At 66.2% G+C, this 20,366-nt stretch carries 9 protein-coding genes and 1 pseudogene; 7 read left to right on the top strand and 3 right to left on the bottom strand.

Annotation, left to right across the window (positions count from 1 at the left end):
* From BW996_RS19900 to BW996_RS21490, 7 genes and pseudogenes are all read left to right on the top strand, one after another.
* On the top strand, positions 1–225 hold a 225-nt coding region (locus BW996_RS19900), incomplete at its 5' end, for a PD-(D/E)XK nuclease domain-containing protein (RefSeq protein ID WP_175619150.1).
* Between the two features lie 373 nt (positions 226–598).
* The gene (locus BW996_RS19895; RefSeq protein ID WP_037480155.1) at positions 599–1,573 is read left to right on the top strand and encodes an endonuclease/exonuclease/phosphatase family protein; all 975 of its coding nucleotides are present in this window, start codon (positions 599–601) and stop codon (positions 1,571–1,573) included.
* A gap of 79 nt (positions 1,574–1,652) precedes the next feature.
* Positions 1,653–3,182 carry a TIGR02677 family protein gene (locus tag BW996_RS19890; RefSeq protein ID WP_037480156.1) on the top strand — a complete coding sequence of 510 codons (1,530 nt, stop codon included), beginning with the start codon at positions 1,653–1,655 and terminating at the stop codon, positions 3,180–3,182.
* A complete protein-coding gene (locus tag BW996_RS19885; RefSeq protein ID WP_051631753.1) occupies positions 3,179–4,480 on the top strand; it encodes a TIGR02678 family protein in 1,302 nt (433 codons plus the stop codon). The genes BW996_RS19890 and BW996_RS19885 overlap by 4 nt, the downstream gene beginning before the upstream one ends.
* Positions 4,477–8,682 (top strand): TIGR02680 family protein, encoded by a 4,206-nt coding sequence (locus tag BW996_RS19880; RefSeq protein WP_037480157.1) that lies wholly within the window; start codon positions 4,477–4,479, stop codon positions 8,680–8,682. The genes BW996_RS19885 and BW996_RS19880 overlap by 4 nt, the downstream gene beginning before the upstream one ends.
* Positions 8,679–9,905: a TIGR02679 family protein gene (locus BW996_RS19875; protein WP_037480158.1), complete on the top strand. Its 1,227-nt coding sequence runs from the start codon at positions 8,679–8,681 to the stop codon at positions 9,903–9,905. Before BW996_RS19880 ends, BW996_RS19875 begins: the two co-directional genes overlap by 4 nt.
* A 134-nt stretch (positions 9,906–10,039) precedes the next feature.
* Positions 10,040–10,514 (top strand): annotated as a pseudogene (locus tag BW996_RS21490) (transposase family protein); the annotation flags it as partial.
* A 74-nt stretch (positions 10,515–10,588) separates the two neighbouring features.
* Here the strand turns inward: BW996_RS21490 and BW996_RS19870 are convergent.
* From BW996_RS19870 to BW996_RS22580, 3 genes are read right to left on the bottom strand one after another with little or no spacing between them, the layout of a single operon-like run.
* Entirely contained in the window at positions 10,589–16,531 is a 5,943-nt protein-coding gene (locus tag BW996_RS19870) for a DEAD/DEAH box helicase family protein (RefSeq protein ID WP_037480159.1), read from the bottom strand.
* A complete protein-coding gene (locus tag BW996_RS21485) occupies positions 16,524–19,949 on the bottom strand; it encodes a hypothetical protein (RefSeq protein WP_139330972.1) in 3,426 nt (1,141 codons plus the stop codon). The genes BW996_RS19870 and BW996_RS21485 overlap by 8 nt, the downstream gene beginning before the upstream one ends.
* A gap of 12 nt (positions 19,950–19,961) precedes the next feature.
* The gene (locus BW996_RS22580; protein WP_510637470.1) at positions 19,962–20,189 is read right to left on the bottom strand and encodes a BrxR family transcriptional regulator; all 228 of its coding nucleotides are present in this window, start codon (positions 20,187–20,189) and stop codon (positions 19,962–19,964) included.
* Positions 20,190–20,366 lie beyond the last annotated feature (177 nt).

Below are 20,366 nucleotides of genomic sequence, written 5' to 3'. Positions count from 1 at the left end.
GGGCGCATCGACATGGCGGTGCTGCACGCCGGGCGGGTGTTCCTGTTCGAGTTCAAGGTCGTCGACCGCCAGGCGACGGGCGAGGCGCTGCGGCAGATCAAGGAGCGTGGCTACGCGGACAAGTACCGCGCCCGCGGCGAGCCGATCCACCTGGTAGGTATCGAATTCGGGCGGGCCGAGCGCAACGTCGTCGGCTTCGAGGTGGAGACGATCTCGGCCGCCTGAGGGGCGATGCAGGCCGCTTCATCCCTGCGGATTCAGGTGAGGTGCGGGGAAGGGTCGGTGACGGGGCGTGGCCTGCGCAAGTGCTTGATCAGACGTGTTTTTTGGTCCAGCCGGTCTCGATGGATCCGGTTTTATCTCAAAAAACACTGTCCATGATAATGAAACTTATCATGATCATGACTTCATCAAATCATCGAAAGATGACCCCCTCGGCATTGGGCTCAGGGCGATGGCCGCCAGCGACGGCGCACCATGGAAAACGCACGGCGCGGCCCCGATCAACGTGATAAGCCCTCTGTCCGACGTGCGTCAGGCATAGGTTTCGTCGGCCGTTTCTGATAGATCTGGCAGATCCTGAACAGGTCCGCTGCCCATGCCCGACATCACCGACTCGCCCCCGCCTGCCGTCGCCCGCGACATCGCCGCCTTGTGCGCCCATCTCGACCAGCGCGTGCCCAAGCGCCTGCCCGGCCAGAACCTGCTGATCGCCACCTGGAACCTGCGCGCCTTCGCCTCCCTGACCCGCGAATGGACCGCCCCCGCCAAGGCTTCCCCGAAACGCGACCTGCGCGCCCTGCTGGCCATCGGCGAGATCATCCGCCGCTTCGACGTGATCGCCCTCCAGGAGGTCAAGGGTGACCTGCGCGCGCTGCGCGATCTGCTGCGCTGGCTCGGCGATGACTGGGCCTTCCTGATGACCGACGTCACCCAGGGCGCCTCGGGTAATGACGAGCGCATGGCCTTCCTCTACGACACCACCCGCCTCAAGCCCTCCGGCCTGGCCTGCGAGCTGGTCGTGCCCCAGGAGTGGCTCCAGCAGGTCGGCCCCGATGCCCTCCAGCGCCAGTTCGCCCGCACGCCCTACGCCGTCAGCTTTCGCGCCGGCGCCACCACCTTCATCCTCGTGACCCTGCATGTGCTGTATGGCAGCTCCAGCACCGAGCGCATCCCCGAGCTCAAGGCCATCGCCCGCTGGATGCGCGACTGGGCCGACCAGACCAGCGACTGGTCGCAGAACCTCATCGTCCTGGGCGACTTCAACATCGATCGCCAGGGCGATCAGCTCTGGCAGGCCTTCACCTCCACCGGCCTGACGGTGCCGGATGCACTCAACAAGGTGCCTCGCACTCTCTTTTCCAACCCCGACAAGCCCGACCAGGGCGCTTTCTACGACCAGATCGCCTGGTTCAAGGACAGCACAGGCCAGCAGCAGATGCACGCACGCCTGCGCCAGGCCGGTCACATCGACTTCACGCCCTTCCTCTATTCCGACCAGAAGATGACCCGGCTGGCGCTCTCCCACCGCGTCTCGGATCACTTTCCTCTCTGGGCCGAGTTCGCACTCTGAGTGCGCCTGCGGGCCGTTTCTCCGCGACCTTATTTGAAAAATAAAATCATCACGGTTATCGTCGCGGAACGACACCGGCATGCTCACGACCTCCGACCACGACCTGTTCCGCCACCTTGGCGCCGACAAGGCTGACCTCTACCGGCGCATCCTGGCCGTGTTCGCCGCCGCCTTGCGCCAGTACCAGCTCCAGCTGCGCCCGGACGAGGTGCTTGCGCAAGGTGAATGGGCTGCGGGGGCGGTGCCGCGCATCGAGGACATCCAGGCGGCGCTGACACAACTGTCGGCCTGGGGAAACCTGGAAGCGCAGCCCGACATGGCCCGCGTGTCCAGCCTGAACGATTACTACCGGGCCCGTTTTCTCTACCGCCTGTCGGCGGGCGGTGAGGCGGTCGAGGCCGCGCTGGACGTGTTCGCTGCCAGCCTGCAGCGCCGGGCGGAGCTGCAGACGGTCGCACTCGAAGACATCACGATGCGGCTGCAGGCGCTGTGCCGGCTCGCGGCCGAAGGACGTGAAGGGGCGGTCCTTGATGCCGCCAAGGTCCACGAGACCCTGCGTGACCTCGCACAGCGTTTCGAGGAGATGACCCGCAACGCGCAGCACTTCATGGCCGGCGTGGCCCGTCAGCTCGACCTGCGCCAGGCGGACGCCACCGCAGTGGTGCAATACAAGCGGCGTCTGATCGACTACCTGGAGCGCTTTCTGGGCGACCTGGTACGGCGCTCGGGCACGATCGCCGCCCACCTGAGTGCGCTGGAGTCGGACATCGATTCGCTGCTGCACGCCGTGGCCACGCGCGAAGCCCGTGACGCCGCGCCCGACGCCACGACCGATCTGGCTGCCGATCGGCTTGCACGTCACCAGGTCTGGCAAGGCCGCTGGCGGGGTCTGCGGAGCTGGTTCCTGCGCCAGGGTGACACGCCGCCTCAGGCGGAACTGCTGCGCGCCCGGGCCCGGTCGGCGATCCCGCAGCTGCTCGGCGCCATCGCTGCCCTCAACGAGCGCCGCAGCGGGCGCAGCGACCGCGCCGCCGACTTCCGCCTGCTGGCCGGCTGGTTCGCCGATTGCGAAGACGACGCCCAGAGCCACCGGCTGGCCCGTGCCGCCTTCGCGCTGCACCCTGCGCGGCATCTGGCGATGACGGTGTCGTTCGATGCGCCGCTGCCCGCCAGCACGCCGTGGCACCAGGCCCCGCCACTGGCCATCCAGCCGCGCCTGCGCGAACTCGGCGAAGCCGCGCCGCGCGGGGTCGCCCCGCCTGTGCACGACCGCGTCGCCGCCCGTGAGCACATCGCCCGGCAACTGGCGGAGGAATCCCGGCAGATCGAAGCGGCCCGCCAGCGCCTGGCCACCGGCCAGGTGCTGCGGCTGTCCGAGCTGTCGGCCGAGCGTCCGCTGGAGGGCGAATCGCTCGACCTGCTGCTGAGCCTGCTCGGTGAAGCCCTGGCGGAGCAGGCCGACCCCGACCAGCCCGTCGAGCGCCTGAGCGGCGACGGCCTGATGCGCATCCGCCTGGAGCCCCTCGCTGCCGACAGCCATGCCGAGATCGTGTCGGCCCGCGGCGTGCTCGGCGGCCGGGACCATCTCGTCACCATCACCCCGGCATGACCCCTCCCCAACGGGCCCATCCCCCCGCGAACGCCCGCCGCCCGGACAGCCTCGCCATCGGGCAGTGGCAGCAGCAGCAACAGCGTGAAGCCTTGCGCACCGCGTTGCGGGCGCTGCTGATGACCCCGCTGATGCCCGCCAGCCACGCCGACTTCGCGGTGGTGCGCCAGCATGCGCAGGCCCTGCGCGAGTGGTTTGCCCGGGAAGCGGGCTGGACGCTGCAGGTCGAGCGCGACGGCGCGCGGCTGTACAAGCGCATGGCCGACACGGGCGACGCCACCCGCGGCCTGCCCGGCTACGACCGCCGCCGCTATGCGTTGCTGTGCCTGGCCTGCGCGGTGCTGGAGCGGGCGGAGCCGCAGATCTCGCTGCGTCAGCTCGGCGAGCGCCTGCTGACGCTGGCCGCCGAGCCGGCGCTGGCCGAGCGCGGCTGGGGGTTCACCCTCGGCACGGCGGGCGAGCGGCGCGAGCTGGTGGCCGTGTGCCGCACCCTGCTCGGGCTGGGCGTGCTGGTGCAGGTGGCCGGCGACGAAGACGGGTTTGTGCGCCATGCCGATCCGACCGACGCCGCCGCAGCAGCCCAGCACGATGTCCTCTACGACGTGCAGCGCCGTGCCCTGGGCGGGGTGTTCGCCGCCGTGCGCGGGCCGTCCACCTGGCCCGCCGGCGAGGCCCCCGACACGCTGGAGGCTCGGCTGCAGGCCCTTGGCGCCGACGTGGTGGCCGGCGGCACCCTCGACAGCGACGAAGCCCGCCGCACCGCCGGGCGCCATCACCTGGCGCGCCGCCTGCTCGACGACCCGGTCGTCTACTTCGACACGCTCGACCCCGACCTGCGCGCCTATGCGGTGCAGCAGCGCGGCCCGATGGCGGCCCGCCTTTCGGAGGCCACGGGCCTGCAGCCCGAGCAGCGGGCCGAAGGGATTGCGCTGGTGGACGAGGACGGCCGCCTCACCGACACCGTGCTGCCCGGCGAAGGCACCGATGCCCACGTCGCCTTGCTGGTGGCGGGTCATCTGGCGTCTCGCGAAGGGGTCCATCGTGACGAGGTGATCGACTTCGTGCGCGGCTGCATGGCCCAGCACGGCCGCTTCTGGCGCAAGTCGGCCCGCGAGCCCGAGGCCGCGCCGGAGCTCGCCGCGCTGGCGCTCGACCGGCTGGAGCGGTTGCACCTGATCACCCGTACCGGCGAGTGGCTGCATCCGCGCCCGGCACTGTCCCGTTTCGCCCCCCCGCTGGCCACCGCGCCGTCCCGTCCGACAGGGACCGACCTGTTCGCCTCGCCGCACACGACATGATGGACTGCCTGTTCGACAGCCCCGCCCCCGCCCGTCCCGCCTTGCCCGAGCCACGGCGCACACGCTGGCAGCCCCTGCGGCTCGGGCTGGTCGAGCTGTTCCGCTACGACAGCGAGGAGTTCTGGTTCCGGGACGGCCACCTGCTGCTGCGGGGCAACAACGGCACCGGCAAGTCCAAGGTGCTGTCGCTGGTGCTGCCCTTCCTGCTGGACGCCCAGATCAAGTCCTCGCGCATCGAGCCCGACGGCGATCCGGGCAAGAAGATGGCGTGGAACCTGCTGCTGGGCACCTACCCGCGCCGCACCGGCTACACCTGGATCGAGTTCGGCCGCCGCGACGCCGACGGCACGCCGCACTACCTGACGCTGGGCGCCGGGCTGCACGCCGTGGATGGCCGCGCCCAGGTCGAGAGCTGGTTCTTCCTGCTCGAAGCGGCGCGCGAGCGCCCCGCTCCGCGCGTCGGTCAGGACCTCTGGCTGGTGAACGCCCGCCGGCAGGTGCTCGCCCGCGACAAGCTGCGCGAGGCCATCGACGGTCGCGGCCAGGTGTTCGAGACCGCGCAGGCCTACCGGCTCGCCGTCGATCAGCGCCTGTTCGGCCTGGACACCGAGCGCTACGGTGCGCTGATGGACACGCTGATCCAGTTGCGCCAGCCCCAGTTGTCCAGAAAGCCGGACGAGGGGGCGCTGTCGAACGCGCTGACCGAAGCCTTGCCGCCCTTGTCGCCCGACCTGCTCGGCGACGTGGCCGAAGCGCTGCAGCGGCTGGAAGAAGATCGCCTGGAACTGGAGGGCCACGAGGCGCTGGAGCGAGCCGTGCGCCAGTTCCAGCGCCGCTACGGCCAGTACGCCGCCACCCTCAGCCGACGCCAGGCCCGGCTGCCGCGGCAGGCGCAGACCGAGTTCGATCAGGCCAGCCGCGCCAGCACCGAAGCCCGCGAGCGCCTGCAGACGGCCCGGCAGCAAGAAGCAGCCGCGGAGGCGGCCTTCGAGCAGACCGAGCTGTCGGTGCATGCCTGCCGGGCGCGGCTGGACACCCTGCGGGCCGACCCGACCCTGCAGGACGCCAACCGGCTGGCCATCGCCGAGCGTGAAGCCCGGGCCCGCGAGCGGGCCGCGCAGGACACCCAGCGCGCCCTGGAGGCCCTCGAACACCGCATGATCCAGGAGGCCAGCGAGACCGAGCGGCTGGCCGGACAGCTGAACGCCCTGCGCCAGGCGTGCGACCAAGCGCGCCGCGAGGCCCTGCATCAGGCGTCTGGGCTGGGCCTGGACGCCGAACACGCCGCTCACCCGCTGTTCATCCTCGACGACGAGGCGCTGGCCACGCTGGCCGCCCCGGCATTCGACGCGGCGTGCGAGCAGCTGCACCAGAGCGTGGCTAACCGCCGTGAAGCCATCGCGCGGTTGATGCAGCACCACGAAGTCCTTCGACAGGCGCAGTGGCAGCAGCAGGAACACCAGCGCCGCCGTGACGAGAGCCAGGCCGAGGCCGACGAGGCGATCGAACGGGCCGCCCGTGCCGACGCGGCGGTCGAGCAGCAGGCGCAGCACCTGACCGAGGCCTGGCACGAGCACCTGCACGGGTTGCAAGCCCTCCCGCTGTCGCCAGACGAGCGCACGAGCGCCTTGACCGCGCTGGCCGACTGGGTGCGCGATCCCCAGGCGCTGGCCCCACCTCGCCGGGCTCTTGAGGACGCGCGTCAGCGGGCGTTGCAGGCGTTGATCGCACAGCAAGCCGCCCTGGACCAGACCGCACGCACCCTGGCCGAGACACGCGACCGGCTCGACCAGGAGCGCCAACGCCTGGCGTCGGGGGAAGAGGTCACACCGCTGGCCCCGGCCTGGCGCGATCCTGCCAGCCGCAGGGACCGCCCGGGGGCGCCGCTGTGGCAGTTGATCGAGTTCAACGACCCCGTGCCCGATGACGCCCGCGCCGGCCTCGAAGCCGCGCTGGAAGCCAGTGGCCTGCTCGACGCCTGGGTCTCGCCCGACGGACAGCTGCAGCACGACCCCCGGCACGACGGCGCGCCTTGGCAGGACACGCAGGTGCGGGTCATGGCGGACGCACCGATGGTGCCGCGCGCGCAGTCATTAGCGGGCTGGGTTCGCGTGGCGCAGGTCGGCGCTGTTGAACCGCCAGTGGCCGCCGCGGTGGTGGAGCGGATCCTCGGCGGCATCGCCTGCGGTGGGGACGATCCGGGGAACGCGGTGGCCTGGGTGTCGCCGCAGGGGTGTTTCAGGCTGGGCGCGCTGGTGGGGGCGCACACCAAGGCCGCCGCCTGCCACCTCGGCTTCGCCGCACGCCTGGCCGCGCGTCAACGCCGTTTGGCCGAGATTGCGGCCGAGCAGCACCAACTGGCCGTGCAGCAGCAGGCCCACGCGCAGCACGTGCAGCAACTGGCCGTGCACCGGGCTCGGGCCGACGGCGAGTGGCGCAGTGCGCCCGCCGACGATGCGCTGCGCCAGGCCCATCTGGAGGCCCAGGCGAGTTCCCGCACCCTGGCGGCGGCTCGCACGCGCCTGCAGGCCGCCGAAGACCGGTGCCGCGCGGCCCGTCAGCAGGTGGACGCGGCCCGACAGGTCTTGCACGACGACGCCACGGACCTGCGGCTGCCCGAGCGCGCCGAGGCCCTCGCCGCCCTGCGCGAGCCGCTGGAGCAGCTCGCCCGGGCGCAGGGTGCGCTGGTGCGCGCACTGCAGGCGGCGCGCCTGCTGCATCCCGAACACCAGCGTCAACAGGCCCGGCAGGCGCGCACCGCCCAGGACCGCGCCGAGCGCCAGACCCAGTGGGACCTGCAGCGGCAGGAGGCCGAGGAAGCCCGTGCGCGCTGGGAGACCTTGCGCGACGCCGTCGGCGCCGAGGTGGACGCCCTGCAGCGCCAGATCGCCCAGGCCGAGCAGCAGGTGCAGGCCCAGGAGCGGGCCCTGCGCGAGGCCAGCCAGTCCCGTCAGCAGGCGGGCGAGGCGCGGGCCGTCGCCGACGCTCGGGCCGAGACCACCGCGCAGGCGTTCGCGCGCAGCACGCAGGCCCGCGCGGCCGCGGTCGCCCAGTTCCAGCGCTTTGCGGACACGGGCCTGCTGGCCGTGGCCCTGCCGGCGCTCCCGCAGCCGGAGGGCCGACAGCCCTGGACCATCGATCCAGCCCTGACGCTGGCCCGCTCGGCCGAGCGTGACCTGAGCGAGGTCCGCGACGACGACGAGACACGTGACCGCCTGCAGCGCCAGATCTCGCAGGATCTGACCGAGCTGCAGGGCGCGCTGACCGCCCTCGGCCACCGGGCGCAGGCTGAATCGAGCGACTTCGGGCTGGTCGTCAGCGTGCTCTACCAGAACCGCGCCGAGCGGCCCGACCAGCTCGCCGCCCGGCTGGCCGACGAGATCGCGCAGCGCCGCGAGCTGCTGACGGCCAACGAGCGCGAGGTGCTCGAAAACCACCTGCAGGCCGAGATCGCCGCCGAGGTGCAGAAGCTGCTGAAGGCCGCCGACCGCCAGGTGGAGGCCATCAACGCCGAGCTGCACAAGCGCCCGACCTCGACCGGCGTGCGCTACCGGCTGCGCTGGGAGCCGCTGGTCGAGGGCAGCGAAGGCGCACCGGTCGGGCTGGAGACGGCGCGGCGCCACCTGCTGCACACCAACGCCGACCTGTGGTCCGCGGCCGACCGGCGCGTCATCGGCACGATGCTGCAGCAGCGCATCCTGGCCGAGCGGGCGCGTGCGGAGGCCGCGGGCACCGGCAGCCTGCGCGAGCAGCTGGCCCGTGCGCTCGACTACCGCCGCTGGCATGTCTTTCGGGTGCAGCGCTGGCAGGACGGCCAGTGGCGCAAGCTCAGCGGACCGGCCTCCAGCGGCGAGCGGGCGCTGGGTCTGACGGTGCCGCTGTTCGCGGCGGTGGCGAGCTTCTACGGCAGCGGCCCGCAGGCGCGTGCGCCCCGCCTGGTGCTGCTCGACGAGGCGTTCGCCGGGATCGACGATGCCGCTCGGGCGCACTGCATGGCCCTGATCCACGAGTTCGACCTCGACTTCGTCATCACCAGCGAACGCGAGTGGGCCTGCTACGCCGAGCTGCCCGGCGTGTCGATCTGCCAGTTGCTGCGTCGCGAAGGGGTGGACGCGGTGCTGGTGTCGCGCTGGAGCTGGGATGGTCGCGCCCGGCGCCGCGAGGACGATCCCGACCGACGCTTCGAGCCGGCCGAGGCATGAGCGCGGACCGGGAGCGGCTGCGCCGGGTGCTGGGCGGCGAGGCGGGATCCGGGCTGCGGCAGCGGCTGCGCCAGCGTTTCGAGCGCAGTCCGGCCGACGCCCCGCCGACGCGGATGCGATTGACCGCCTTGGCGCCGCATGAGCACGAGGTGCTGGTCGGGCTGCTCGGGCAGGCCGCCCGGCACAGCGGGGCGCTGCAGATCGATGTGCTCCGCATCGACGAGGCGCTTCGGCGTGCCGGGCTGGCCGCTTCGCTGCGCGACGCGCTGGAGCAGCTCGACGGGCCGATCGTGGACCGCGCCGCCGAGCAGGCCGACCTCCAGGACCGCTGGAACGGCGTCGTCTCCGGGGTCGCGCCTGGCACCGGGCTGCACCGGCTGCTCCAGCGACCGGAGGGCCGGGGGCTGCTCAAGCGTCTTGCGGGCGCGCAGCCGCAGCGCGCCGAGCGCTTGCTGCAACAGGCCCAGGCCGTGCTGGCGCGTCTGCCCGCGCAGGGCCTGACCCGCGCCCAGCTCGCCGCCGAGACGCTGGGTGATGCCCATGCGCTCGATGACGGACAGCCGCTGGCCACGCTCGTGCTCGCGGGTGCGCCGGAGGCGGAAGACGATCCGGACCACGAAAGCCGGCGGGCACGCTGGGCGCGGTGGGGCGTGCTGGTCAATGAGCTGGCCCGGCCGGTGCTGCACCTGAACCTGCCGACGGCTGTGGCGCCTGACGCCGGGCCCTGCCCCGGCGAGCCCGCCTACACCTCGCTGCGGCAACTGCTGCGGGCGGCACCCGTCTGGGCGGTCGAGCAACGGACGGTATTCGTCTGCGAGAACCCGAATGTCGTGGCCATCGCGGCCGATCGGCTCGGGCGCGACTGCGCGCCGCTGGTCTGCACCGACGGCATGCCCGCGGCCGCGCAACGGGTGCTGCTGAACCAGCTGCGCGACGCCGGCGCATGTCTGCGCTATCACGGCGATTTTGACTGGGCCGGCTTGCGCATCGCTCGGCAGGTGCTGCAGGGACAGGGGGCCGAGCCCTGGCGCTTCGGTTGCGCTGACTATCTGGCCGCCGTGCAGACGCTGCCGCCCCTGGCCCGCGACCACGCGCTCGGGCTGGACGTGGCCGAGGCGCCGTGGGACGAAGCGCTCGCGGCAGCGATGCGGGAACAGGGCTGTGCGGTGGCCGAGGAGGCGGTCGTGGATCTGTTGCTGGACGATCTGCGCGAGGCTGCCTGAATGTCAAGTCCCGCCAGCTCATAAACGCGCTTGCGGAACAGTTCGGGTCGCTGGGCTTGCCACTGCTTGAGCGCCTGGACGGGCGAGCTTACGCTGCGAGGTGTGATCGAATCGCTCCGACATGAGGCCGCCGCATGAGTCAGATCCATCCACAAGCCAGGACCACGCCGCGCACGCGCGCCGAGATCAAGGCCTCGGCGTCGCCGCTGGGCGAACTGGCCGAGCGCTACAACATCACGAAGGCGACCGCACGCAAGTGGAGGTCGCGGGAATCGACCGAGGACCGCTCGCATCGCCCGCACCGGCTGTGCACCACGCTGACGCCGGCCCAGGAGGCGCTCGTGGTCGAGCTGCGCCGCCTGCTGTTGCTGCCGCTCGATGACCTGCTGGTGGTCACTCGGGAGTTCATCAACCCGGCGGTTTCTCGCTCTGGCCTGGACCGCTGTCTGCAGCGCCACGGCGTGGCGCAGCCTGCGCGAACTGCAGGCCGAGGCGGCCGGGGAGACGCAAGCTCCGCCCAAGTCGTTCAAGGACTATGTGCCCGGCTTCGTCCATGTGGACATCAAGTACCTGCCGCAGATGCCCGACGAGACGGCCCGGCGCTACTTGACACTTACGTGGGGGTCATGGTGCCTACTCGTGGGTTTGTGCAACAGAGCCCTGCAGCGACGCAATGAGCAAGACTATTTGCTGGCGACGGCATGGAAGACACGGGTATCACTGCCCTGATCAAGCAGATAGTCGATCCCACCTGTGAGGAAGTAGCGATGAACAGTCCCGCAGCCGCTATCGTCAACTGCATCAAAGGTCAGTTCTCGATCGTGGAAAGTGCGGTTGCGCCCTAGTTCCTTCACAAAAGCCTCGCCCTTCGCAAGTCCAGCCTCATCCAGAACTCGCTCGACTTGATATGCTACCTCTAGGCGATTCGCAACGTAGTCTGTACCGTCGCGCTGGCGCTCCTTGACTTCAGAGCAGTAGACATCCGCCCGCTCAATCTCCGCGACGTGGCTTTTCAGGAACGCCAAGAGCTGCTTCAGTCGTTGGCGATTGCGCTCCGTGCCACAGTAGGGGTCGCGAATGACCAGGCTCTTGACGTGCTGCCCCTTGATGGCTGCGAAGACCTCTGCCAACTGGCGCGGAGCGCCAACGGCGAACTCCCATATGCCCATCTTCTGTCCTTCCGCGAAGTGCTCGGGAGAGTAGAGTGCTGCTGCAGAAGCAGCCGTCTCTACTAACACCCGTGTGCCGGCATCCATCGCGCCAAGTTCAGCTGGTGCAGAAACGATGCCGTCGAGCAGTGCTGGCACAGGAAAGGCCTGCCTAAGAAGCATCGCACCGTCTTCAAGCGAGGCGAAGACTCGCGGAAGCTGACCGGCAATTCGCCCCTCAAGCTCTTGCAGTGCATGGACGCGAAGCTTCCCGGCTTGCATCCAAGGATACAGGTGCCGGTAAAGCATCAGCGTCTGGTAGTCCGCTGGATGCTGAACGAGCTTGTTAGCTACGTACAGACGCACCTCCTTGCCCGATTGGAGCCAAGTCAACAGCTGGTTCAGCTCCGCCTCGCGGTAGCCAGACGCGCCACAGAGTGAGGTCGCGATGATGGAGATCGACGAAGAGGTGGCTAGCCGCTCAGCGAGTCCGCTCAAACTAGGCTTAGGCCAAGGGACGTAGTTGCCTGGCCCCTCAACAGTGGAGCGCCCGTCAAGCAGAGCCTTGAGCCATGCCATGGCCTCCTTTCGCCGAAAGCTGTCCCAGTGCCGTTGGTTGCCGTAGTCACACAGGCAGGCCCTGCAGGCAGACTCACAGTCTTGGGGGCACTCAAGGCGGCGCAGGGCGCCGCCCATCAGCTCGCGGAAGCTGAACTGAGGGGACCCCAATCTGGCGCTGTATCCAGCCCCGCCAGGCACGCCGTCGTAGAGCACGATCTCGGCGATGCAGCCAGCGTTGGCGTACAAGCGATAAGTCGATCGCAGTTCCCCCGGATAGAGGTGAAGCATGTCCGAAGCCGCCAAGCGGCAAGCCTCCGCGACAGTGCGGGCCACATGCTCCTGGAAGCGCCTTTCGTCCGCGTCATCTTCCGGAGCCTCGGGCAGCGGCGCAAGCAACCTCAGTAGCCGGACGTCGGTATTGAACAGATGCGCAAAGTCAACGCCCATCTTCGGCATCACGTCGGACTTGCACGTTGAGCCGGTGCTCGGGTCCTTGTGCACGAACCTCCGAGTTGCAGCCCCGGCCGCAGCAGCCCCCTTCTTCGCACCCTCCTTGGTCTTCTTGGGTTTCGAGGCCGGCTGGCAGTAGTTGCAGAACAGACACCTGTAGTACCCCTCCCCGTACGCCCCACGGTTGGTCACGAAAAGGCTGCCGCGAAGCTCGTTGTCCTCTGAACCTCGCGCCAACAAGAGCGCCGTATTCAGAAACGGCAGTTCTGTCTCTTGAAAGTTCTCGGGCCTCGGCGTAGCAATCAGCCTGGCCTCATCGGCAGGTTTGACCCGGCGCCGGGCCGTCCCAGGGTCCTTGCCCTTGCTGTCGGCCATGCTGGTCACGAAGCCCTTGGGCTCCAGGAACATGCGCTTGCGGCGGGATGGCTCGGCGTAACCACAGTTGCTACAGCCATCAGGGAGGTCCTGATGAGAATCAGCCACGTCGACGTGAAAGCATTCCGGGCACGCGGCGTACCACCGGGTTGGCATGAACGCCTTGGGGTAGCTGGCAAGGCCTGAGCTCTCCCAGATTCGACCGTTGGCCACCACCTCCGCGCCTGGTGCGTACTCGCTGATGCCAAGACTGGCATCACGGTTCAGTGAGACGTCCGCCTGGTTCTGGTAGCGGTTGAAGGTGCTCCCGTCCTGCACTTCCAACGTCAGCGAGTGCACGGGGAAACTGTAGGTCGGGATGAGGCCCCGGCGGGACAGCTCATTGACCAAGAACTGGTCCATGTACTGCTTAAGCTGCTCCTTCCAGTAGAGCGCATTCTTGAGATCGTCGCTCTCTGCAGCTGCCGTCTTCTTGGCAACGTAGGACTTGCACCGCTCGGAAACGTCTTCGGCGAACTCTTTCAACCGTCCAACGATGGCACTCCGCAGGTAAGCCCCACGGCACACGATAGAGCGCAAGTCGGGCGGTAGCTTGTCTCCGAGAGACTCCGCCTCGGCGAATGCTTTTGTGCCTGAATCGCCTTCGACCCATGAATTCAGCTTGTCGTAGAAGTCCTCCTTGGCCTTGTCATGCAGCACGTCACCGAACAGATGCTTCAGAGACGGAGCATTCACATCCGCCTTGCTCAGCGCGTAGCGAAGGAAGATAGACAGCACCACGGAGATCTGATGCCGCAGGAACAGTTCCGCGTTACCGAGATTGATGAAAGGGGTCGTTGGAGATGAGACCAGGTAGTCCTTGAGCTCGCGGAAAACAATCTGGTCGTAGTTCGTGTTTCTCGCGACCGTGACACAGAACGGAGCCGCCTGTGCGCGCCGGCCAGCTCGCCCAGTTCGCTGCTGGTAGTTGGCGATGCCTGGCGGCACGTTCAGGTTCACCACAGCCTCCAGGTCACCAAGATCGACCCCCATCTCCATGGTGGTCGTGCAGCTCAGCAAGTTAATGCGCCGTTCAGCAAACTTGCGCTCGATTTCCTCGCGGAGCTCAGTCGACAGGGAGGCCGTGTGCTCACGGGCGCGCAGGGTCAGGTGGTTGGTCTCCTCGTAGGAGGCCAGGTAGTGGTTCTCGCGGTGAAGTCTCGAGCGCTCTTCGACATCCAACATCAGGACGTCACCCCGGCATCCAAACGCCGTGCACTTGTCTGCAACGACGTGTCTTTGCAGGAGACCACAGCTCTTGCACTGGTAGAGGGGCACATTGAGTCCGCTTCGGACACGGATGAGTTCGCCATCCATCCCGAAGCCAGGCGGGAACTTCTTCAAGATAGTCGCGGGCGGTTTGGTCATTGCGCCCCAGAAATTCCGCAAGAAGTCCGCCGCTTCCGACTTGCTGAGATCGAGTTGCTCCACCAAGTACCAGGAGCGGCGGTTGTGGCGGTTCACCTGCTGGCTGGGAAGCCACTTAAAGCGGACACCGGTGTCACCTGTCTCGATATCGAAGGTTCGATGCTGGTTGTAGTCGCCCCAGACTGCTTGGTCGTTCATGGCCAGACCGGACAGGCTCTCCAGCGCACGCTCACGGCGTACGGTCTCCAGAAGGATGTGGCACAACGACTCAAGTGCAGCCGGGTCGCTTGGCAACTGCTTCGGCCAGAAGTTCTTGACCTGCTGGTACAGCGCCTTCAACCTGGCCTCGTCATAGGTGACGAACGCGACCCCCAGGCTCTCCAAGGAGTTTCGGCGGCCTCCAGGCGTGCAGAACTCGTACCCTAGAGCACCGAGCAGCAGCCGCGAAACAACCTGCTTGTCCTCCTGCTTGCCAGCCTCGTTGTGCGGTTGACCGCCGTTGCGTCGCCAGTTCTCGAACACACGCTCTGCAAGCTGGGGCATGCCCATCGGAGCCGTTGAATCCGCAAGCACCGCGCGGACAGCGGCTCGCAGAGCCACGTTCGCGGATGTGCGCTCGAAGTACGGGGCGAAGAACGCGGCGTCCTGACGGTTGTCTGAGAAGGTCAGCAGGTTGCGACCGAACGATGGCCGCGGGTCGGAGTGGTCGATGACACCTGGGGGCAGGGCTTCCAGGACTCGCTGTGCAACCACGGCACCGAGCGCCTCATTGCCAGGGTGCATCCTGGTCACTACCTCGGCATCAGCGCCAGTGGATCGACCACCACAGGCTGGACAACGCTTGACATAGCGTGCCCGCTCGACGTCGTCTTGCTCCGTGTGCACCGGGTACAGCGGAACAGCATCATCCGCAGCAACTATCGCTCCGGTCTTCAGTTGTACGAAGATGCGTTCGTGTGCCGACACTGGGACCTGCCCGTCGCGGCTCTCGTCCTCCTCGTCCTCAGTTCCCGTGAAAGGAGCGCCGAGCCAGAAGACAACCCGCTCGGCGCCGTTCTCGCCCGTATCGGGCCGGTGTGGGTGAACATGCAACTTGTCTTTCCATCCCTCCAGGAATGGCTGTCCGCACTTGCGACAGGTCAACAGCGGGTAGTAATGTCCCGCGTCGTCCTTGAAGCTCCGGCCCACTTTGGCCTTCGCCCATCCTTCGTCGCTGGTGTCTGGCCTGACCACAACGCCTTCGATGCTGTTCACAGCCAGGTGGTATCGGCCGGGGAGCAAAGGGAAGTCTCCCTGACCTCGACGGGCGACCATGCCGCACTGAATCACAACGCTCAATGCGTTCTGTGCTTCCTGGGGCTCAAGGTCGTACGTGTCGAAGACCTGCTGAGCCAGGTGAGCGTAGCCCACCACGCGGCCACCTCCGAGTGCCTCGGCTACTCGACGCACCTGAACGCTGCGCGCAAACGTTTCAACCAAGGCCTCGCCCGCGGGGCCGTCCGGATTACCCTTCGCAACGAGGGCAGTCGGTAGGTCGTCCTGGAATTGGACATAGCGATTCCAGCAGTCGACCGTCTGCTCGTTGCGGTCAAGCTGGAGAAACTCACGGAGCACTTCGCCGAGCATCACCCACTGACGCGGGCCCATTGAGAAATCGGTGTCGACAGGATGCGCCAACGCCGCGTGGGGAATCCGCTTGCCCCGAATGACTCGATTGACCGGCTCCCCAAGAAGATCTGTGGCGAACTTCTTCAGTTCCTCGTCGGCGGTCTCTGACTCAGACAGGCTCGCACTGGTTCCAAAAACGCGGATTCCCTTATCAGCACCGAGGCGGGTCTTCAACTTGCGCAGAAGGAATGCAACCTCAGTCGCCTGCGCCCCGTGGTACGTGTGGATCTCGTCGAGAACGATGAATCGCAGCGAGTTCGTCGCAAACAAACCAGCGTTGCGCGGAAGCAGGAGCATGTGCTCGAGCATCGCGTAGTTGGTGATCAGCACCTTCGGCGGGTCGGCCAGCATCTCATCGCGAGTCAGCAGCCAGTTCTTCGGGATGGTGGAAGGATTACCCAGGGCCTCCATCAGCTTCGGGTTGTTCCAGATTCGGGCCTCTTCCTCGTCGCGCTTGGCCGTTGACTTCACTTGCCCGGTGTAGCGCCCGAAAGTAATGCCGTAGTCCTTCAGGTACCGAGCGAACAGCGGCGCAACGCGGTAGTAAAGCTGGTCGTTCGCCAGCGCGTTCATTGGGTAGACCAGCAGGGCACGGACACCTGGCCGCTTGGGGTCCGGATCCGAGAGCAGGTCATGAGCGATGGGATACAGGAAGGTTTCGGTCTTGCCGCTACCTGTACCCGTTGCGGTCAGGAAGCTGTCCTGGTCAATGATGGCGTGACGAAGGGCCTGCTCCTGATGAAGATGCAGTGGCCGGTTGGCTGTCGGCAACAAGCCCAGTCCGTCGTGCAGGAATCCTCCAGCCTTCTTGAGCAGTCCAGCGAGGGGCTTGCCCTTCTCGAAGTCAGGAAGCGCCTCAACATAGGGTCCTTGGACCAGCTGCTCCTGCTCGAGCAGTAGGCGGAACTCCCGACCAAGCTTGGAGTATCGGCGCGAGATCGGCAGCGTGGTCGCGATGTACCGAGCGAGAACCTTCTTAAGGTCTTGGGAGAAAGAGATCGGATTCGTGTCAGACATGCTGGACAACCGGGTCAAGTTCAACGGTCTGAACCAACTCCCACAGGAGTAGGTAGAAGGCGAACGTCGCTGGAGCTACCTGGAGGTAGTAGGCGATGCAGTCCGCGATGGTTCCTCCAGGGACTTCAACCTGCTTGCGCAGATTGCCAAGCAGGCTATGGAAGCCGCTCAGAACCCCAGGCTGACGATGCTCAAGCCGACAGAACCAGGCAAGCCAAGCACTCGCAAGCGCGATGTGCTCCATATGCTCCCACTTCAGTTGCTCGTCATCATCCAACTGCTCATCGAGGTGCTTTCCAATCCGAAGAAGCAGCGACTGTCCCTTTAGGCCATTGCATACGGTCTGGTCAAAGGTACAGCGATGCAAAGCCAGCTTCTTGGCAAGCGCCAAGGCGGTGCTCTTGCGGTTATTGGGCATGAGCTGGCTGGAGGCAAAGCCACGCTCAAGGTCTCGCCAACAGTGCGCAAGGTGTAGTGGCCCGAGTAGTTCACCTTCCTTCGGCAGGAAGAGTTCATCCTCTAGCTGAAAGGCCCCTTCGAGCTTCGTCTGCTGCAGCGCGGCACGATAAGTGGCTAAATTGAAGCCCTTGGGGCGCCGTCCTTGCATTACCTCTGCAAGGTTCGCGAAGGGCAAGGCAGCTGTCGGATGCAGGATCGTGCCGAACGCCGGGGCCACCGCGCCCTTGAGTTCAGTCGTTGCCCGAAGCGCAATCGACAAAGGATGCGGTTTGATGTTCACCCGCTTGTACGTCGCTCTCTGCTGGCTGAAGGCGTGGTTGAGCCAAGCAGGTGCGAACTGCATCGACAGATACCCAGGTCGACCATCCTCTGGCGGCCGACACATCGCCATGTCGACAAGTTCGGTCACGTAGTCAGCCTCGCTATCCCTGAGCCGGTCAACCAGCGCCGAGAAATACGGTGTCAGCCACTGCTGCTGCTCCCAACAAACCGGCGACCAACACTGACGGAAGTGCTCGTTCAGCCGGGTCAACCGCGCCGCGACATCGGGCAACTCCAACGTGTCAGTCGTTGCAACAACCTCCTTGCCGGGAATTTCTTTGCCTACGCTGTCGACAGAAAAAGCAACGGCGATGCGCCCTTCATCAGCGTCCTGCAGACGCCCCCACACGCCACCGATCCGTGCACCGAATCCAAGAATCCAGATGCCCGGCTTAAAAGTCTCGACGTCGATGAGGACGTGAACGACATGGCTGTTGCCAGCAGGCGCGGCATAGACCTGCATACGAGCCAGGTCGTTGTTGTGCCAGGTACCTGCCATCAGTTCATGCTCGGCACGCGCCTCTCGCCCCGATGACAGTTCTCGGCCGGTTACGGCGACATCCGTCGGCTCGCCAGTGACGACCACCCGAACCTCAAACAGGTTCGCAAGCCGCTCTGTCTTAACGTTTGTCGCTACGTGGGGCTGAGACAAGATGAGCAGGTCAACAGCGGCCTGGCCTGAGGCTGTCTCGTACCTAAGGGTGCGAGCGCCCGGTTCGAGCCGGCTTGCCAGAAAGCTCGCGGGGAACGCTTTGCTGGCCTTTTGGGAGAAGTCGACAAAGGTCCGCATACTTCCTAGACAGATGTACCCGGGTTCGGATGCGCTGACCACAATCGTCTTCGGACTGGTCAGTGAGACCGTTTCGGCTACTCCTAGCGGCCGAGCTATGGAGGTAGTAGTGCCGTCGGTGCATGGCATCTGAACCGCTACAAAGACTCCGGGTCGGTGCCAGCTGAAGTGAACGAACCTCCCGCCGCCTACGTCGAATGCCATCCGAATGAGACGACTATGGTCATCTGTCGGGTCCATCTGCTGTGGCCCGACCTTGAGTCCGGCACAGGATGAGGCAATCAAGTTCTTAGGCGGGCTTTCGTAGAAGAACTTGAGTCCGTAGGACACATTCGTCAGTCCGCCCCAGTAAAGAACCGACTGGCGCTGCGCAGCGCGAGTCTCGCCAGTTCGCCTAAGCTCCAAAACAACACGCCATAGACCGCTACCCAGACCAAGGTGCGCGATTGTTTCGGACAGCCTCACAACCGTACGACGACTTTCGTCGAGCCTCACGGGAAGCAACGCTTGGCGGTCGCCGTGAGCCACCCTCACTTCAAACTGGTCGGCACCGTTTTGTAGCCAGTCGGCTGGTACTTCGATATGAGCCTCAACGTCGGCGTACCAGAACTCCATCCCCTCGAGGCTCCCCTTTGACGGCCCACGGAGCGACAGTGATGGCTGGTTCTGCCCCACCACAGCAATGGCTGCGGGCCCATTCCTGATGAGCACCTCTGCGCCCGGCCGGACCTCCAAAGGCACCTCGACCAAGAGCGGCGACTCGTTGACCTCATACCAGTCGTCGCGATTACTCGGCTCGAACCGGCAAAGAGCAAAGTATCGACCTGGTGCGAGTTCGACAGGGTCTCCCTGTGCCAGCCGCGCATACGCGCGCAGGCGTCCTTCCGCACTAAAAATTAACAGCCTGTTTGATAGGGAGTCAGGCCAGAGACGCGTGGAAAGAACTCGTTCCCCGTCGTCTCGCTGGACGACGACCTCGCGATGAAGACCGCCAGGCAGCGGTCGGAAGCCCCCTTCCGCGTCGAGCTGCACTGATGCGACCTGCCCGCCAAAATCGAGCTTGTAGCCCACTGACTTGTCAGTAGGCGGGAAGAGAACTCCAAGCGAGCCATCGCGGTAGATCAGCTGCGGTATCGCGGCCCTGCGCAGATGAGACGATCCCCCAGTTGCGAACGCCTTTGAGAGAGCTTGCTCGAGAGGGTCCTTAGTTGCAGCCTGCCCCCCGTTCAAGTAAACACGAACAAAGGCCCGCGTGTAGTAGCCGAGGGAGTCACGCTCTACTGCTCGGCGCGCTATCGCGCTAAACGGCGGCACCAACTTGGTCAGGAGAGTGGCTTGCCACGCAAGCACCCCTTCCTGGTCGTCCTCGTCAGGTAAACCAACTCGCTTAGCCGCCTGGAGCATCCGAAGCGCAAGGTCGTCAGCGAAGGCGATGGGTACGCCGGCTTGGCGGACATACTCGTCTGCCATGAAGTGAGTTCCGGAGACGCGCGAGAGCGGCTGGATGCCAAGCCTGAACATCGCTCGACGGAATGCCCTCCACAAGAGCTCCTTCTCCCCTGACGTCAGCTCAGTCGATACGCCGATGGCCTTCTGAAGGTGCGGGTACAGGCTGAAGTGCCCATCTTGTCCAAGGCCCTGCATGACGTGCTCAGCGAGCCAGACCCCAAACAAAGCGGGGTACTTCTCTAGCCTCTGAGAGTAAGCCTTGGCACTTGGCATGACGCCCAAGTCCCTGCGGATGGCGTCTCGCGCATCAAGCGGCAGCAGAGTTCCGAGTAGGCCTAGAACTGGCGTCTCGGCGCGCTTCACCAGCGCCTGTAGGCGCTCTTCGTGTACTTCGAACATTGGATTCCCTGATTAATCTGTTCTTCTTGCTCTTTTAGTCGTGGTTTTCGCCAAGCCATCCAAGATTGCTTGGACCTCGGGGCGAGCTTCTCTGTCCCGGCTTAGTCCAAAACGCTGCAGTACGTAGTAAAGCATCGCTTGCCGCGTCTCAAGGATGACCTGCCCGCCTGCCATAGCGTAGTCCAGCTCTATGGCTCTTCTCTTCGAAGCACTCAAGCCAGTGCGGGGCTCTAGAGCCAACCATTATTTTAAGACCCCCCACTTGACCCACTTGTGGCAAGAGGCCGATGGTGCCCGCTGCGTTCGATTCCATCCTCCCCCGACACACTCGCCGCGAACGCGGTCATTCTCGTATTCGGCACGGTCACGGAAGGTCGAGGCCTGCCGAGCACCAGCCCAATGCGTGCAAGTTGCACA

The sequence above is a fragment of the Sphaerotilus natans genome (genome assembly GCF_900156335.1).
Lineage (GTDB): Bacteria > Pseudomonadota > Gammaproteobacteria > Burkholderiales > Burkholderiaceae_C > Sphaerotilus > Sphaerotilus natans.
This window is presented reverse-complemented; position numbering and strand designations above follow the sequence as displayed.